This window comes from Micromonospora pallida (assembly GCF_900090325.1).
Lineage (GTDB): Bacteria > Actinomycetota > Actinomycetes > Mycobacteriales > Micromonosporaceae > Micromonospora > Micromonospora pallida.
Window position 1 is genome coordinate 5307207 of sequence record NZ_FMHW01000002.1, and the last position, 15919, is coordinate 5323125.

General features: G+C 69.0%; 16 protein-coding genes and 1 pseudogene. 8 read left to right on the top strand and 9 right to left on the bottom strand.

Annotated elements, in window-relative coordinates:
• Window positions 1–52: 52 nt before the first annotated feature.
• The 3 genes from GA0074692_RS21980 to GA0074692_RS36735 all read left to right on the top strand — a co-directional run bounded on the left by GA0074692_RS21980 (window position 53) and on the right by GA0074692_RS36735 (window position 1945).
• Window positions 53–721: a DUF433 domain-containing protein gene (locus tag GA0074692_RS21980; RefSeq protein WP_176738542.1), complete on the top strand. Its 669-nt coding sequence runs from the start codon at window positions 53–55 to the stop codon at window positions 719–721.
• Window positions 718–1158 (top strand): PIN-like domain-containing protein, encoded by a 441-nt coding sequence (locus GA0074692_RS21985; RefSeq protein WP_091647038.1) that lies wholly within the window; start codon window positions 718–720, stop codon window positions 1156–1158. The genes GA0074692_RS21980 and GA0074692_RS21985 overlap by 4 nt, the downstream gene beginning before the upstream one ends.
• A 445-nt stretch (window positions 1159–1603) precedes the next feature.
• Window positions 1604–1945, top strand: a complete 342-nt coding sequence (locus GA0074692_RS36735; RefSeq protein ID WP_091647039.1) for a DEAD/DEAH box helicase family protein — start codon at window positions 1604–1606, stop codon at window positions 1943–1945.
• Here the strand turns inward: GA0074692_RS36735 and GA0074692_RS21995 are convergent.
• The 3 genes and pseudogenes from GA0074692_RS21995 to GA0074692_RS22005 all read right to left on the bottom strand — a co-directional run.
• Window positions 1938–2645, bottom strand: a pseudogene (locus tag GA0074692_RS21995) (class I SAM-dependent methyltransferase); the annotation flags it as partial. The gene GA0074692_RS36735 and the pseudogene GA0074692_RS21995 sit on opposite strands and share 8 nt — an antisense overlap.
• A 74-nt stretch (window positions 2646–2719) precedes the next feature.
• On the bottom strand, window positions 2720–2923 hold the full coding sequence (locus GA0074692_RS22000) for a cold-shock protein (RefSeq protein ID WP_091456013.1): 204 nt from the start codon (window positions 2921–2923) through the stop codon (window positions 2720–2722).
• Window positions 2924–3115: 192 nt separating this feature from the next.
• Window positions 3116–4543, bottom strand: coding sequence for a DEAD/DEAH box helicase (locus GA0074692_RS22005; protein ID WP_091647040.1), 1428 nt, complete (start codon window positions 4541–4543; stop codon window positions 3116–3118).
• 840 nt (window positions 4544–5383) lie between these two features.
• On the opposite strand from GA0074692_RS22005, the gene GA0074692_RS22010 reads away from it, so the two are divergent.
• Window positions 5384–5602, top strand: coding sequence for a hypothetical protein (locus GA0074692_RS22010; protein ID WP_091653921.1), 219 nt, complete (start codon window positions 5384–5386; stop codon window positions 5600–5602).
• Between the two features lie 9 nt (window positions 5603–5611).
• Here GA0074692_RS22010 and GA0074692_RS22015 read toward each other — a convergent pair whose 3' ends face one another.
• Window positions 5612–5914 carry a DUF4193 domain-containing protein gene (locus tag GA0074692_RS22015; RefSeq protein ID WP_091647041.1) on the bottom strand — a complete coding sequence of 101 codons (303 nt, stop codon included), beginning with the start codon at window positions 5912–5914 and terminating at the stop codon, window positions 5612–5614.
• A gap of 1586 nt (window positions 5915–7500) precedes the next feature.
• Between GA0074692_RS22015 and GA0074692_RS22020 the strand changes: the two genes are divergently transcribed.
• Together GA0074692_RS22020 and GA0074692_RS34910 are read left to right on the top strand one after the other, a co-directional pair.
• Entirely contained in the window at window positions 7501–9045 is a 1545-nt protein-coding gene (locus tag GA0074692_RS22020; protein WP_141725374.1) for a hypothetical protein, read from the top strand.
• Window positions 9046–9050: 5 nt separating this feature from the next.
• Complete coding sequence (locus tag GA0074692_RS34910; protein WP_176738543.1) at window positions 9051–9191, top strand: hypothetical protein; 141 nt, start codon at window positions 9051–9053, stop codon at window positions 9189–9191.
• On the opposite strand, the gene GA0074692_RS22025 is transcribed toward GA0074692_RS34910, so the two are convergent.
• Both GA0074692_RS22025 and GA0074692_RS22030 read right to left on the bottom strand, forming a co-directional pair.
• Window positions 9163–9684 (bottom strand): VanZ family protein, encoded by a 522-nt coding sequence (locus GA0074692_RS22025; protein ID WP_245730413.1) that lies wholly within the window; start codon window positions 9682–9684, stop codon window positions 9163–9165. The two genes, GA0074692_RS34910 and GA0074692_RS22025, sit on opposite strands and share 29 nt — an antisense overlap.
• Window positions 9685–9842: 158 nt before the next feature.
• On the bottom strand, window positions 9843–11129 hold the full coding sequence (locus tag GA0074692_RS22030; protein ID WP_091647044.1) for a serine hydrolase domain-containing protein: 1287 nt from the start codon (window positions 11127–11129) through the stop codon (window positions 9843–9845).
• A gap of 118 nt (window positions 11130–11247) precedes the next feature.
• Between GA0074692_RS22030 and GA0074692_RS22035 the strand changes: the two genes are divergently transcribed.
• Together GA0074692_RS22035 and GA0074692_RS22040 are read left to right on the top strand one after the other, a co-directional pair.
• Window positions 11248–11904, top strand: a complete 657-nt coding sequence (locus GA0074692_RS22035) for a response regulator transcription factor (protein WP_091647045.1) — start codon at window positions 11248–11250, stop codon at window positions 11902–11904.
• The gene (locus tag GA0074692_RS22040) at window positions 11901–12974 is read left to right on the top strand and encodes a sensor histidine kinase (RefSeq protein WP_091647046.1); all 1074 of its coding nucleotides are present in this window, start codon (window positions 11901–11903) and stop codon (window positions 12972–12974) included. Before GA0074692_RS22035 ends, GA0074692_RS22040 begins: the two co-directional genes overlap by 4 nt.
• A 51-nt stretch (window positions 12975–13025) precedes the next feature.
• Here GA0074692_RS22040 and GA0074692_RS36140 read toward each other — a convergent pair whose 3' ends face one another.
• The 3 genes from GA0074692_RS36140 to GA0074692_RS22055 are packed head-to-tail and all read right to left on the bottom strand — an operon-like array spanning window position 13026 to window position 15540.
• Window positions 13026–13574 carry a hypothetical protein gene (locus tag GA0074692_RS36140; protein ID WP_091647047.1) on the bottom strand — a complete coding sequence of 183 codons (549 nt, stop codon included), beginning with the start codon at window positions 13572–13574 and terminating at the stop codon, window positions 13026–13028.
• Window positions 13571–15241, bottom strand: coding sequence for an alpha/beta hydrolase (locus GA0074692_RS22050; protein ID WP_245730414.1), 1671 nt, complete (start codon window positions 15239–15241; stop codon window positions 13571–13573). Before GA0074692_RS22050 ends, GA0074692_RS36140 begins: the two co-directional genes overlap by 4 nt.
• On the bottom strand, window positions 15238–15540 hold the full coding sequence (locus GA0074692_RS22055; RefSeq protein WP_091647048.1) for a WXG100 family type VII secretion target: 303 nt from the start codon (window positions 15538–15540) through the stop codon (window positions 15238–15240). Before GA0074692_RS22055 ends, GA0074692_RS22050 begins: the two co-directional genes overlap by 4 nt.
• Window positions 15541–15919: the final 379 nt, after the last annotated feature.

Genomic DNA, 15919 nt, shown 5'->3' on the forward strand with positions numbered 1-15919 from the left:
GCCGACTGTCATGACCCACGGAAAAGTCGACGCGTGGGAGACTGACGTTGTGGTGAGCGTCCTGGAGCGTGAGGTCTTCTCGGAGGCGGAGGCTGCCCGGCTGCTGCGGGTGGCGCAGTCGACGCTGCACTACTGGCTGGAGGGCGACGAGCGAAAGGGGCGCAGACACAAACCTGTGCTCCGCACGGAGCCGCGCGGCGCCCGTTCGGTGACGTGGGCCGAGTTCGTCGAGGCCGGGCTGTTGCGGGAGTACCGCCGTACCCACCGGGTGCCGATGGTCGAGTTGCGCGCGTTCATCGACCTGCTCCGCGAGCAGTTCGGGGTGCCCTACCCTCTCGCCGACCGCCGACCCTACGTCGCCGGCAAGAAACTTGTGCTGCAAGCCCAGGCCGAGGCCGGTCTCGACCCGGAGTACTGCCTGGTGGCCGCAGTCGGCAATCAGCTGCTGCTCACTCCTCCGTCGGCGGCCTTCGTCGAGCGGGTCACCTGGGACGGCGACGTCGCCGCTGGCTGGCGACCGGACCCCAACCCACAGTCCCCGGTACGGATCCTGCCGGATGTCCGGTTCGGTCGGCCGTCGATCAAGGGAATCAGCACCGAGGTGCTCTGGGAGCAGGACGAGGCAGGGCTGGACGTCGAGGAGATCGCCGAGACGTACCAGCTCGACGTGCCCGATGTGCGGTGGGCGCTGGCGTACGAGAACTCCCAACGCGCGGCGTGAGCAGGATCAAGCCTGCCGAGGTCCGGTTCTACATCGATGCCGACCTCCTCGGCCTCGCGCGCGTCCTCGCCGGACTCCGCTCCGACGTCACCTATCCCGGCGACCCCGGCACGGTCATCCACAAACGCCAACGCCCGCCGTGCCTCATCGCCTCGCCCGCAGTGAAGGACTCGGAGTGGATCCCGCAGGTCGCGAGCCGAGGCTGGCTGATCATCACCCGGGACCGCCACATCCAGGAGCACCGACTGGAGATCGCCGCCGTGCGAGAGCACCGAGCCAGGATGGTCGCCCTGACAGCCGCCGACGCGGGCAGCGTCTTCGGCCAGTTGGAGGTCGTGATGAATCGCTGGCGCGATATCGAGCGCTGCCTCGCCGAGCCGCCACCCTTCATCTACGCAGCCACCCGAACCACGATGAGGCAGATCCCGCTGACCTGACTGTACGGCAACTTCGCTAGCTCCCGGCGAGGACGCGTCGGACCGACCGAAGCACGACTTGAGCAGGACTTACGTCTGTTCTGCTGATCTTCAGCAATCGAGCACAGCAACGGGCGCGTGCGACCCACAAATAGGACAACGGAATAGGAACCCGCACGCAATTTGCCTGCAGACACAGATTGAGCAACGTCTTAGGAAACCGATGCTCTATCCCCTGAGCTACGAGGGCGCGAGTGCCCAGTCTAGCGACCTGCGCGTTCACCCGGGGTGGCAGGGAGTGGCCCGCGTTCGCCCACGTCAGCCGGACCCCTGTTCTCCCAGCCAGGACCACACCCCGAGTCGCCATACGACTCCGCTTGATCTTGGTGGGCAGGATGGAGCGGCCGACGGGACCGGGGGTGGGAGTATGTCGATTTCCGTGTTTGGGCCTGTGGTGTGATCGAGGTTGTTAGATGGTGATCCGGTCGCCGTAGGCGAGGATCAGGGCGTTGAGCACGCCGGGTCGCGGCCGGCCGTCAGGGACGCACGAAACTCCGGGACCGAGATCGACACCGCATTCACCGCCGAACTCACCGGCAAGCAGGCCAACGCGGTCGGCGCGCTTCTCGCCCACGACGACGGGATTCTGGTCGCTCCACCGGGCTCCGGCAAGACCGTCGTGGCCTGCGCCGTGATCGCCGAACGCAACACCTCCACCCTGGTTCTCGTAGACCGCAAAGCCCTCGCCGACCAGTGGTGCGTGTGGCCCGGCCCCGCCGGTCGTCCACCTTGTCGCGTCGTGGCTTGAGCACGCTCGTCAGGTGAAGCTGCGCGTCTTCCGGAGCGCCGCTCATCGGCACCTCGTACGTCGCCACCCGCTCCAGCCAGTCATGGGCCAGGTGGCCCCGGTCCGGATCGCCAACAAGGACCCGAGCGCCCTTCGCCACGACGCGGGCGAGGAACGGCAGCATCCGGGCCGCCACAGACGGGTGGTAGAGCGCGTCACCGGCCAACACCACATCCACGCCGTCAACGTCGCCGTCAAGCAGGTCACTCGACGACAGGGTCAACTCGACGCCGTTGGCGTGGGCGTTGGCGTTGATTGCCGCGATCGAGTAGGGGTCGATGTCGTTGGCGGTGACCCCGGCGGCGCCGGCTATCGCCGCGGCGATAGCGACCAGTCCGGAGCCGGATGCGACGTCGAGGACATGGCAACCGGCCACGGTGTCCGGGTGATCGAGGATGTAACGCGCGAGACCCTGCCCGCCGGTCCAGGCCGACGCCCAGAACGGCGGCGGGAGGACGTGGCCCGCCTCGGCTTCCAGTCGTGCCCAGAGGACGATCGCGTCCTCGGCCATGACCAGTCGCACCTCCGGCACCAGCGGCACCGGGGCCAGCCGGAGCCGGTCGATGCTGGCGGTCCCGGCCGCGTACTCGGGGGCGGACAGCGCTTGCAACACCAGCGGTTTGAGGCCAGGAAGGACCGCGGTGTCGGAACGGACCGGCATTCGCCGGTCCGTGGTCTCAGCCACCGCCGTGGCGACGGGCGAGGCTCGTCGCCCACGGCTTGGCGGAGTCAACGTCAGACCAGGCGGATGTTGGCGGCCTGAAGGCCCTTCTGGCCCTGCTCGACGTCGAACTCGACCCGCTGGTTCTCTTCCAGGCTGCGGAACCCGCTCGATGAGATGGCCGAGAAGTGGGCGAAGACGTCAGCGCCGCCACCATCCTGTGCGATGAAGCCGAAGCCCTTGTCCGCGTTGAACCACTTGACTGTGCCGAGTGCCATGTCTTCTCCTTTGAGTAGCGGATGGAGCCACGTACGGGCCCTCGGTTGCCGCCGCTGCTGGTCCGGAAGAACCGGCAGGACAAAAAGCGCCTGGCGGGTTAGATACCCACCAGGCGCTGGCAAAGTATGCGACAAACCGAAGGTTGCAACCCGGTGAGGCTAGCACGGGCGCGCCGCGCGGTGTCTTCGCTGTCAGCGCTGACCGCGCCGGCTACCAACCCGCGCGCCGGAAGAGAACGCCGCCGCGCCCCGTGTCGCTGACGTGGTTTCCGCGGCGCTCGCCCGACGACTTTCGGAGCCTCCCCCGCGCGTTGCGCTGGCGGTCGATCCGCCCGTCGCTGTGCGCGGATCCGGGCGCCGCGTGGCGCTGTGGCCTCGTCCGTGATGTGGCGCCGTCGTCGCTACGGGAGGCGTCACGAAGCGACGCTCACCCGGGGCGAGTTCGGTGAGCAGCGAGTCACCGGGGCCAAGCCGGGTGATCGTCGGGTTGATGCCGGCCTGGCGGGTGAGGTCGCGCACGTCGGTGACCTGATCGTCGGTCATCAGGGTGACGACGGTGCCGCTCGCTCCGGCACGCGCGGTCCGCCCCGAGCGGTGCAGGTATGCCTTGTGCTCGGCGGGCGGGTCGGCGTGGATCACGAGAGCTACGTCGTCGACGTGGATTCCGCGCGCCGCGATGTCGGTCGCGACGAGCGTGCGGGCGTCGCCGGCGGAGAACGCTGCCAGATTGCGGGTGCGGGCGTTCTGCGCCAGGTTGCCGTGCAGTTCCACGGCGGGCACCCCCGAGGCGACCAGTTGACTGGTCAGCTTCTTGGCGCCCCGCTTGGTGCGGGTGAATACGAGCGTTCGCCCCGGGGCGGCCGTCAGGTCGATCAGGACGGGGAGCCGGTCATCGTGACGCACCCGGAGCACGTGGTGGGTCATCGCGGCGACCGGGGACATCGCGGAGTCGACGCTGTGGGTGACTGGGTTGGAGAGGTACCGCCGCACGAGGACGTCGACGCCCGCGTCGAGCGTCGCCGAGAACAGCAGCCGCTGGGAGCGGGGCGGTGTCTTGTCGAGGAGTCGCCGTACGACCGGCAGGAAGCCCAGGTCGGCCATGTGGTCCGCCTCGTCGAGCACCGTGACCTCGACGGCGTCGAGGATCGCGTGGCCGTTCGAAACGTGGTCGGCGAGCCGGCCGGGACAGGCGATGAGGATATCGACCCCGGCACGCAGTGCACCGACCTGCGGCCGCGCGTTCACCCCACCGAAGATCGTCAGGGTCCGCAGCGACAGCGCGGTGGCCAGCGGTGCGATCGTCGCTTCGATCTGGGTCGCCAGCTCGCGAGTGGGCGCCAGAATGAGCGAGCGCGGGCGGCCGGGCAGCCGCAGAGACGTGGCGGCCGAGAGCCGGGCGAGGACCGGGAGAGCGAAGGCGTATGTCTTGCCCGATCCCGTCCTGCCACGACCCAGCACGTCGCGTCCGGCGAGTGAATCCGGGAGCGTCGCGGCCTGGATCGGGAATGGCGTGCTGATGCCCGCCTGCTCGAGCGCGGCGACCAGGTGGCCGGGCACGCCAAGGTCGGCGAAGGAGGTGGGTGTGACAAGGGGTGTCTTGCTGGGGCGGCGTGCCACCATGGGAGTCTCCGAACGTGAAAGGGGTCGCCCTGCACGGCGCTGACCGATCGGTCGCGGCACGTGGTGGTCGACATCAGAGGCAGGCCGTGGTCCGAAAACCGGCGGACTGGTTGATCAATCTACCCGCACCCCGGCCCAGGCCGTACACGATGGCTTTCTGGGTTAGGGTTCGACGGGCCGAGCGAAACGGATCCAACGCCCCCGGCGAGCGGCCGGATCCGCCCCGCTCATTTTCCGCACCCGGCTTGCATGTGCGAGCGGGTGGCTCGCGCGTTGGCGCGCAAACTTGGAGCAGCTCTTGACTGATGTAACCGCGCATGACTCGAATTTGTTCCGTGAAGCACCGGGAGCAACTGCGGCTTTCGACCACATCCCTGCCGTCGACGTAAGTTCGGCTGCGATGACCCGCCTGCGCACCCCGTTCCGTGTCGAGGTAACGCCGACCGGAAGCCGACGACTCGTTCGGCATCACGACGCATCGGAGCCCAGTCGGTAAGGGCTACCACCCGTATCGGTTCAACGCGTCGCAGGTACCGACGTCCTGTGCAGGTGGATCAGCACGTCTCCACGACTGGACCACCAGGTCGGGCGGTGGCGGTAGACCGCCGCTCGGCCTTGCCCACGCACGTTGTCGCGTCGGCCATCCCGATCAACGTGTCCCCGTCGAGGGTGTTGCCGCGACCCGCGACCGCCGCACCCATCGTGTGACCCGGTCGGGGTGGCCGCCCCAGTGCAACAGCGCACGGTGTAGGCGCCGCCCGTCTCGGCGCCGGTGATGGAACGGGTCTTCCCAAGATCATTATGGTTCGTCTTTCCGCAAGCATGCTATACGGTCAGCAGGTGAGAATCGAGCGTCACTGGTGGAACGGGGACCGGAGTCTGCGGGGGCGTCGCGACGTCTACATCCGCACCGATGGCCAGCGATGGGAGGTAGAGGCACAGACCGGCGGCATCGCAGGTCGGTCGAAGCTCCACCCCTGTCCGGGTCGGGCGTCGGCAGAGATCCTCGCCGACGCATGGCGGGGTGGGCGTCCGGAGTGGCGGGAAGTGGTGGCCTGACAGCGGACGTCAGGAGCACTCCTGGCAGACGTCCCGGCCGTCGGCCCGCGCGGCGAGCTGGCTGCGGTGGTGCACCAGGTAGCAGCGCGCGCATCGAAACTCGTCCGGCTGCATTGGCACGACCGCCACGGTCAGTTCCTCGCCGGACAGGTCCGCGCCGGGCAGCTCGAAGTTCTCGGCGGCCTCGGCCTCGTCGAGGTCGACTCTCGCTGACTGCGGCGCCGCGCCGCGCGCCTTGAGTTCCTCCAGGCTGTCGTCTTCAACGTCAACGGCCGGTCGGCGCGGTGCGTCGTAATCGATGGGCTTGCTCATCGTGATGGCCTCTCCGGCTTTGGTTCACGGGTGTCACGTCGGTAGCCCGCGGCCCATGTCGTGGCGCTCAAGCGAGCGGTGGAAGGGTAGCGCTCGCCCTTGGATGCGAGGGGCGCCATAGGCAGTGATCATCCGTGACCGCGACGCGAAGTGCGCGCCCGCGTTCTTGCCTCTGAAGGCATCGACATCCTGCGCACCCCGCCGCAAGCGCCGAGGCCAACGCGTACGCGGAGAGACGGGTGCGCACGGTACGGCACGAGTGCCTCGACGGATCACCCCCGGCACTTGCTGACGACCCTGGCCGAATACGTCACGCATTACAACGAGCACCGACCGCATCAGGCCCGATATCAAAGCATCCGCGGATCAGCCGCTTCGGCGGTTGCCCCACTGGCGCGGGCTCTGGACCGAGCCCCGGCCGTCGAGGCGCTGACCCTTTCCATGGTGTTGAGGCGAGGCGACCTTGCCCTTCCCGCGTCGGGCAGCCCGATTTTCGTAAACGGCAGGCTCGTCGGTCTCGGTCTCGGTCTCGGCCGTGGTTGGCGTGGCGGCATCCTCGGCGTGGGCGTCCTGAACGGGCTCAGGCTCCGACATCGGTATCTCCCTGGATTCGTGGGGCTTCCTGCGGACCATCGCCAGCCGGCGGACGCAGACTGCTCCGGAAGCTCGGCGAACTGCGTGACGCCGGGATCTTAGTACTGCGCCTCAGGCCGACGCGCGCCAGATCTAACGCGGAACCCCGGCAATGGCTCCGGCATGCGGCCGGGCCGCCGTGATGTCGGGTGGTGGCTGCCGGGCATCCGGCAGCCAACATTCGACAGGCGGCACGGACAGCTTCAGGGGGAAGCGGTTCGGGCTCGCCGCGCCCCTACATCACCTCGCGTCCGTCGCGGTGAGCGTGAACGGCACCGCGGCGCCCAGACAGAGCTCGTCATACCGGGCCGGGCGACCAAGGAGTCCCCGGCTGGGGACAATCAAAAAGGTAACGGGGTGATCGATGTGGGAGTTCCCCGCCTGTAAACCTCCAACCAGCGAGCACAGAAAAACGCCGCTGCGACCAGCAGCCAAGAGAAGAAAAAAGAAAGCCGCAGGTTAACTACCTGCGACTGAATATTGAGAACCGTCTTAGGAAACCGATGCTCTATCCCCTGAGCTACGAGGGCGCGAGTGCCCAGTCTAGCGACCTGCGCGTTCACCCGGGGTGGCAGAGAGTGGCCCACGTTCGCCCACGTCAGCAGGACCCCTGTTCGCCCAGCCCAGGACCAAATCCGGAACACACGAACCCCGGTTGCGACCGGCGGTGCGCCACGGTGAACCGCGCTGGCACCGGTTGACCCGGGTTGGCATCCGCCGGAGAGCACACACCGCGCACACCACGCAAGATCATGTATGTCGTCCGCTCCACCGGCCCGGGCGCCGTTCTGTGGGCGTAGACCGCGGACTGCCCGAGCGACAGCCCTGGCGCCGGCGGCCTGAGCAGCGGCGGACCTCGTCCGCGTCCCGGGCACGACCCGAAAACCCACCGCTTCCCATTGCTCGACAAGTTTAAGATCATCACATCTTTCCGCACGTCGCTTGGAGGCTTCATGTCGATTCGGCACAGAGGCTCGGCGCGCCAGGTGGCCATGACGGCCGGCGCTCTCCTACTGGCCACGGGCAGCTTGGTGGCCGCGACCGGGCAACCAGCGGCGGCCGTGGTCGACTACGTCACCCCAACCAGCGTGACGTGGACCGACGTCCGGCAGCCGTCCAGTTCCTTCTCCCCCTCGGAGGGCACCGTCCCTGTGGGCACGTGGGAAGCCGACGGGGACAAGCACACTGCCCGGGCATACTTCACTTTCGACCTGACGCCCTACCGGGGGCAGCGAATCGTCTCGGCCCGCGCCATCACCGGGGAGACGGCGGTCAACGACTGCGACAAGCCCCGTGAGATCGAGCTGTGGCGGACCGACCCGGCCGTAAGCGCCCCGACCTGGAACACTGCTCCGGCAGTACGGGAGAAGGTGGCAGACGTCGCCTATCCCAACCTGCCCTGTGGCAGCAGCTTCATCGGCGTGATGATCAGCGAAGCGGTCCGCCAAGCGGTGGCTGATGGGCAGGACCAGCTCACCCTGATGGCCCGCATCGCCGGCGACCACGAGGAGAACAAGCACTACGGCCGCTGGATCAAGAACGTCGGCATCTCGCTGGACCACAACACGCCACCGAACGTTCCGGACCAGCTCACCGTCGATGGCGCGACGTGCGATACGTCGCTGACCATCCGTAACACCGGGCCGACACTCCGGGCCAATGTCTCCGACCCGGACGTCAACGAGACCGGAGGCGGCGACGCTGTGGCGGCGACCTTCGCTTTATGGCCGATCGACCGGCCGGCTGAGCGAACGGAGGCGACCCTCGACGGTCAATCCAGCCCGGCCCAGTACGTCTACCGACTCCCGCGGGGCGGGCTCACCCACGGCAACACCTACGCCTTCTCGGTACGGGCGTCTGACCAGTACGACAGCTCAAACTGGTCGCCGGAGTGCCGATTCACCATCGACACGGTGGCCCCGGCCGCCCCGACCGTCTCCTCCATCGACTACCCGGCCGGCTGGGACGGTCCGGCCACTGGTGGACCCGGCATCCCGGGCAGCTTCACTTTCACCTCCGACTCCGACTCCGACGACCTGGCGGGCTTCAGCTACGGCGAAAGTGGCTTGAGCTCGCGGTTCGTCCCGGTCGACGCATCGGGCCGGTCGGCTACCGTCAGCTACGCGCCGGTACAGGACGGGCCGCGCACGCTTTCCGTGTACAGCGTCGACCGGGCCGGGAACTTCTCCGAGGCAACCAGCTACCGGTTCTCCGTTCGCTACACCGCGCCGACGATCACCGACGCCGACCCCGAGGCGCCAGCCGGTACGCCACGTCGGCTCACCTTCGCTCCGAACATGGAGAACGTCGTCGAGTACACCTACCGACTCAACGACGGCGAGGAGACCACCGTCCCCGCCGGCGCGGACGGTACCGCACAGGTGACCATCACGCCGGAGATCTCCGACGCGTACTTCCTGTACGTCCGCAGCAGGACCGCGGACGGGCTGTCCTCGGGCGAGGCCTGGATCTTCCTCTGGGTGCCGGAAGCTGGTTGACGACGATGAGGGGGCGCCGGGCGGTGGAGCCCGGCGCTCCCTCGACGGACGCGGCGAACATCGGCGGCAAGGAGATCGTCCGCCCCGCGCGGATGCTCGCGCCGGTCGCCGACGGGGTCAACCGCACCACGCTGACCCGGCCGTAGTGCGCCACCAGCGGCGCGACGCCAGCGCGGCCAGCCCGGCACCGGCGGTGTTGAGCAGTACGTCGTCCACGGAGGACACCCGGTCCAGCCGCAGGACGTACTGCGCGGTCTCGACCAGGACCGAGCAGCCTGCCGCGAGCGCCAGGATCCGCGGTACCGACGCCAGCGCCGCGAACCGTAGCGGGGCGAAGACCCCTAGCGCCGCGAACACCAGCAGGTTGCCGACGACCTGAACGGTCACCGTCAGCGGCTCGCCGGCGACGACTGTGAGCAGATCCTTCAGCGGTACCAGGCTCACCCGACCGGGGACGGCGCCGGCCTGGGCGCCCGGCAACATGATCATCCATACCCACGGCACCGTCCCGTAGACGATGCCGACCTCGGCCAGCGACATCCGCCACGCCGACGTGGTGCCGGTGGCACTCCGACGACGGGCCAGAGCCCACACCGCCAGCGCGGCCAACGGCAGTACGGCCACCGTGATGAGTGCCACGCCAGTGAACGTGCCGACCCAGCCGTGCCACCCCTGGAGCATGTCACCTCCGCTTCCGCCCGACCGCGAAATCCACCCGGGCCGCCCTTGCCAGGCGGCTGGCCCAGCCAGGGCTACGGCTACTGCTCTGCCGACGCCCTCATCGGCGTGGCCACGTATCAGCCGCCGCCCGGTGGGTCGACTGGCTGGCCGGTGATGGCCTGCTTCTCCCGCCGGAGGATCTCCTGTATCGGCACGTCGTCATAGTTGCTGAGGACGACGCCGACCCAACCGGTGTCCGGGTAGATGTTCCAGTTGGCGACGCTGCCGCCGTTGGCCCCGCCGCGCCCGAACACCCACTGGCGTCCGTTGAGGAGGTGGAGCGGACCCGAGTACGCCTTGTACGACGTGGGCGTGCGGCCGGGGAGCTTGGCCCCGGTCAACAGCTCGACGAAGGGCCGGTCCAGCACCGTGCCGTCGCGCAGCGCGTGCGCGAACCGGACCAGGTCCGGCGCGGTGGCGAACCCGTCGCCCGAGGCGTAACCGATGAAGGCGCGGCCCGGATTCCTGCCTGGCATCTGCGGACTCGGGCTGCCCTTGTCCAGGTTGCGGACGGCGTCCACCCGGCTGCCGTCGGCCTGCCGCATGTACGAGTGCGCGATGTGCTCGTCGGTGAGCCACTGCGGCCTGGTGTAGAACGCCGAACCGGTCATGCCGCAGCGGCCGAAGACGTGCTCGTGCACGTAGTCCCAGTACGTCATGCCGGTCACGGCCTCGACGATCTGCGCCGCGATGGCCAGGCCGGCGCCGCCGCCGGCAAGGTGGGCCTGGTCGCCCGAACCGGGGGGAACCACCAGCGTCGCCTGCCGGGTCCACCGTTCGTAGTACGTGTGCACCTCCTCCTTGCTGGTGAAGACGTGTTGCCAGTCCGGCATCGGGGCGTCCAGCCCGGCGGTGACGGTGAGCAGGTGGTGGATGGTCACCTGCTCGGCGATCTCCGTGGCGAAGCCCGTCAGGTGGGTGCCCACCTTGTCCGACAGGCTCACCTTGCCCTGCTGCGCCAACTGCAGGACGGCCACCGCCAGGAACGGCTGGCTCGCCGAGGCGAGGTTGACCGCGACGCCCTCGTGGTTGCGGATCCCCTTCTCCTTGTCGGCCATGCCGTAGCTGCGCGACAACACGGTCCGACCCCGGTGTGACAGCAGCACCACGCCGGAGAACTTGTCCTCGGCGGCCAGCTTTGCCACGTACCGGTCGTAGGCACCGCCGGGCCGGGTCTCCGGCGGGATCCGGTGGTGCCCGGACGGCTCGGGTGCGAAGAGTGCGTCGGAGCCGGTCGGGGCCGGGGCAGCGTGGCCGGGCTCGGCACCCAGCAGCGGCGCGCCGGCCACCACGCTGGCGGCCGTCAACCCGCCCCATCTGACCAGCCGCCGCCGGTCGATACCACGTACCGAATCCGAATTCATGATCACGGTCCTTTTCCGATCGGCAAACGGACCGTTGCAGGTCTACCAGCGACCGCCTTTCGGTAACCGATTGCCGACCCATACGTCACCCATATGCGGTGCTGGGGATACTGGCCGGATGCGGGTGCTGCTGGTCGAGGATGAACAGCCGCTGGCCTCCTATGTCGCGGCCGGGCTACGCAAGCACGGCTGCGCCGTGGACGTGGTGCACGACGGTCAGCAGGCACTGGACAAATGCGATATCACCCCGTACGACGTGGTGGTCCTGGACCGGGACCTTCCGGTGGTGCACGGCGACACCGTGTGCCGGCTGTTGGCGCAGCGCGGCACTGCCCGGGTGCTGATGCTCACCGCGTCCGGTGCCGTGTCCGACCGGGTGGACGGGCTGGCCCTGGGCGCCGACGACTACCTGGGCAAGCCGTTCGCGTTCTCCGAGCTGGTCGCCCGGGTGCGTGCGCTGGCCCGGCGCAGCACCCCGGCCCGCCCTCCGGTGCTGCGCGCGCGGGATGTCGAACTCGATCCGTCCCGGCGCACCGCCGAACGGGACGGTCGGCTGCTGTCGTTGACCCCGAAGGAGTTCGGGGTGCTGGAACGGCTGCTCGCCGCTGACGGCGCCGTGGTGAGCGCGGAGACGCTGCTGGACAAGGTGTGGGACGAGCACGCCGACCCGTTCACCAACGCCGTGCGGATCACCATCAGCAGCCTGCGCCGCAAGCTCGGCGATCCACCACTGATCGAAACCGTGACCGGCGTCGGATACCAGATCGCCCCATGATCCGGCGACTCACCGCCCGCAGCCAGCTCACTCTGGTGTACACCGGCCTGGTGCTGGCCGCCGGGTCGCTGCTCACGGCGGTGACCTACCTGCTGCTGTTTCGCAGCCTGCGACTGCACATCGACGAGGCGATGTCCAAGCTGCTGACCCAGGCCGCACCGGCGCTGCTGGTCGTGACCGCGCTGGCCGGGCTGACCGGTTGGCTGGTGGCCGGGCGGATACTGCGCCCCATCCGCACGATCTCCGGCACCGCGAACCAGCTCTCCGCAGAGAACCTGTCCGAACGGATACCCGTCCGCCAGCCCACCGACGAACTCGCCACGCTGGCCGCCACCATCAACAGCATGCTCGACCGCATCCAGCACGGCATCGCCGAACGCGACCGAGTCCTCCACAGCCAGCGCCTGTTCGTCGCCAATGCCGCGCACGAACTACGCACCCCGCTCACCACCATGCGCGCCGCCATCGACGTCACCCTCGACGGCGAACCCGACCGGGCCGAACTCGTCGCCATGGCCGGCGACATCGCCACCGCCGTCGAAACCAGTCAGCGCACTCTGGACGGGCTCCTGGTCCTGGCCCGCAGCCAGGCCGGTCCGCCCCGCCGGACGCCCGTGGACCTGGCCGCGGTCGCCGCCGCGGCCGTTGCCGACGCCGCCGACCGGGCGGCGAACGGGGCCGTCGCCCTGCAGGCCGATCTGCAGCCGGCGCCGGCCAGCGGCGAGCCGGTTCTGCTGGAACGGATGGCCGGCAACCTGCTGGAGAACGCGCTGCGCTACAACCACGCCGGCGGACATGTCACGGTGAGCTCCGGCACCGCGAACGGGCACGCGTTCCTGCGGGTCGTCAACACCGGTCCCCCGGTCACGCCGGACGAGGAGCGGCGGCTGTTCGAACCGTTCGTCCGGGGCACCGGCAACGGCAACCGCGGGGCCGGGCTCGGCCTGTCCATCGTCCGGGCGGTCGTCACCGCGCACGACGGAGAGATCTCCAGTACCGCCCGGCCGACCGGCGGCATGGACATCGCCGTACAACTGCCGCCGGCCCTGGAGACCCCACCTTCCGGGTGATTTCTCGGCGCAGCGTGTCGGCGACGGGCCGCTCTTCGCTATCCAATCGGGTTACGCGTTGGCCGGATCTTCGCCGGCAACGGGCATGTAACAGCCGCTGGCCAGGATCAAGGCGATGCTGTCGCGACTCTTGCTGGTGGTGAGGCTGATCGTGATCGCCGTTTCCTGGTCACGCATGGAGACAGCGCCTCCGGTGCCGTCGTCGAAGGACCGGTCCTCGGTGATGTCGTAGCCCTGCTGGCGCCACATGTCCCGAACCCGGTGCAGTGTGGTGAGTTGGTCGGCCGGGGCGACCGGCAGCCCGGCGAAGCCCTTGAGCGTCCAGCGTCCGTCATCAGCGATCTCACCGCGGCGGCCGAGGCAGGGTGAGGTGTTGGTCTGCCAGTCGTCCAGTGGGCTCCCCACAGTGGTGGCGACGGCCTGAGCGCGCTCCTGGGCCAGCGCGGTCACCTCGGCGATGGCCTTGGTCTGCAACGGATCGTCCTTTCCTGGTGAGGCGCCGGAGTCGCTGTCGGTGCAGGCGGCGGCAAGGGTCAGTACAGCGGGGAGAGCGGCGACAGCAACAGCGCGCCGCCAGGACGCCCGCCGGCGGTGGCTCATGGCGCTTCCCCGTGGTCGAGTGCGACTGCCTGGTAGTGGCCGACGATCACCGCTGCCTGGGAGCGCAGCACCTGGCTGTCTTCCGTCCAGTATCCGCTGTGACCGCTGGTGTCGACGTGCAGGACGTTGGCACCGAATTCCGGGGTGTGGGGCCCTGGCCCGTGGATGCCGACCACGCCGTCACCCAGGAACGGGCCAACGATGGGTACAGCGTCGAGCCATTTGGCGATCTCTTCGGGTCGGGCCACCAACGTGTCGTCGGCTGCGGCGCCGGCCCACACATGCCGGGGGTCGACGTTGAACTCGCTGACGTTGTCGACGCGCATGCCAGGGCTACCGACGGCGATCATGTCGTCCACGGCGAGGCCGTCACCGGTGCTGGCCGCCTCACCCAGGACGGTCGATCCGTAGCTGTGCCCGACTGCGGTGACATGGGAGGGCGTGCCGTCGTGAGACGCGCGGAGTCCGTCGACGAAGCCGTCGAGCGCGTGGGCACCGGCTTCGGACTTGTCGCCGAAGAGTGCGGTGACGATGTCGATGTCGGCTGACGGGGTGTCGTAGCCGAGCCACGCCACGACGGCGACGCTCTCCGCGCGGTCGAGCTGGATCGCGGCGTCCTGCAGGTCGTTGGCCCGACCGATCAGGCCGCGGATGTCGTCGAGTTCGGTGCCGACGCCGGGAACAAGCACCGCAGTGTGGGCGGCGGTGTCGGGATTGCCGATGGCCACGGCCGCCTTCCCGTCACCTGTGGGGTCGACCGACAGCAGGTACAGGCGTTTGTGCGCTGGGGCGTTCTCCGCCCCTTCGAGCTTGTCGAGCAGCATGAGGGCGGTGGCGTGCTGCGGGTTGTTCTGGTCGCGGTGATGGTTGACGTTGTCGCCGATGAAGGTACGCAGCGCGAGCTGGTTTGCCGAGTCGCGGTCGGTGGCGGGCAGCCCGTCGAGAGCCCCGATCCGTTCCGGGTAGGCGGTCAGGTAGATCTGCCGCTCATCGTCGGACAGGCCCCGCCACCAGTCGCGAACGTCGGCGGGCTTGCTGCCCGGGGCCGGGATGCTGTCCTCGCGGAGACCGAGCGCTGCCGCGGCGGCCCGGGCGCCGTCCCGGGCCTTGTTGTACTCCCACTCGTACTGCCCCGGCATGCTTGCCTTCAGCCGGGTCAGGGCTCGGGCGATCCGGTTGTCGGTCTCGGTGGCCTCGGCCACGATCTTTCCAATGAGCTCGGTGTAGATGGCGGCGTTCTGCACGCCCCGACGATGGATGAGTTCCGCATCCGGATCATGCCTGGCCTCCACCGCCATCGGCGGGGCGGACACCCGGCCGGTGTCGTCGACGGCCAGGCCCAGAGAGCGGGCGGCACCGACAGCCGACTCCAGCCGCCGCTGCAAACCCTCGAAATCCTCTGCCGCTTCCCGTAGCACGCTGGCGGCGGTGCGCGTCTGCAGGCTCGCGACCTCGAACTCGTCATCGAGCTCGTCGAGCCGACCCAACGCGGCGTCGGCGGCCGGCCCCTGCCAGCCCGAGGTACGCAGCGGACCGGTCAGCTCGGCGCCACACCGCTCCTCCAGCTTCACGCAGGACCGCGACAGATTCGTCCAGGCCTGTGCGGCGTGCCGAAGCGGGGCGAGGCGCGCACCACGCAGGTCCGCGTAGGTGACCAAGGGGATCACCGCTCACGGATGTCGAAAAGGGCGGCGCTGGCCACGTCGCTGTAGCGATAGTCCCTCGCGCAGCCGCGCAGAGCATCGCCGATGTTCGAGATGTGGCCGGTCAGTTTGGTCAGATCGTCCGACCACGACCAGCGCAGCTGCTCCAGCGCCGTCCGCGTCTGCCATCCGGGTAGGCCGGAGAGAGCGGCCTGCGTATCGTCTTCGATGTCTGCCGCACTGCGTCGCAGATCGTCACGCAGGTCGTCACAGACATGTGACGTCTTCTCCAACACTTCTGGTTCGACGCGAACTTCCGTCACCGGTCGGCCTCCCCCAAGATCGGTGCGAGCCTACAGCGGCTGCGTCGATCCCTGAACCCCAGAATTCCTGCTCGCTGGGGTCACGTCCGCGCTGGTGGGGTAGGAAACGGTCCGGCCGGGACGCCATCGGGGGCGCCCCGGCCGGGGTACGACTCACGTCACGGTCGGCGACCGGTCAGCCCACCCACCCGGTCGGGGAGGTGGACCGAGCGTCGGTCAGCCGCGGACCGCTTTTCGCCGCCAACCTCACCCAGAAAGGACCGCCGGATCCGGGCGTTACCAACGAGCCCACTAGAGAGTGGGTCGACACCGGTTGGCCGCGTCAGCGGGAGTGTCGCGGTTGTCCAGAACGATCAGCCTCCCGCGCTGGTCAGTGGTG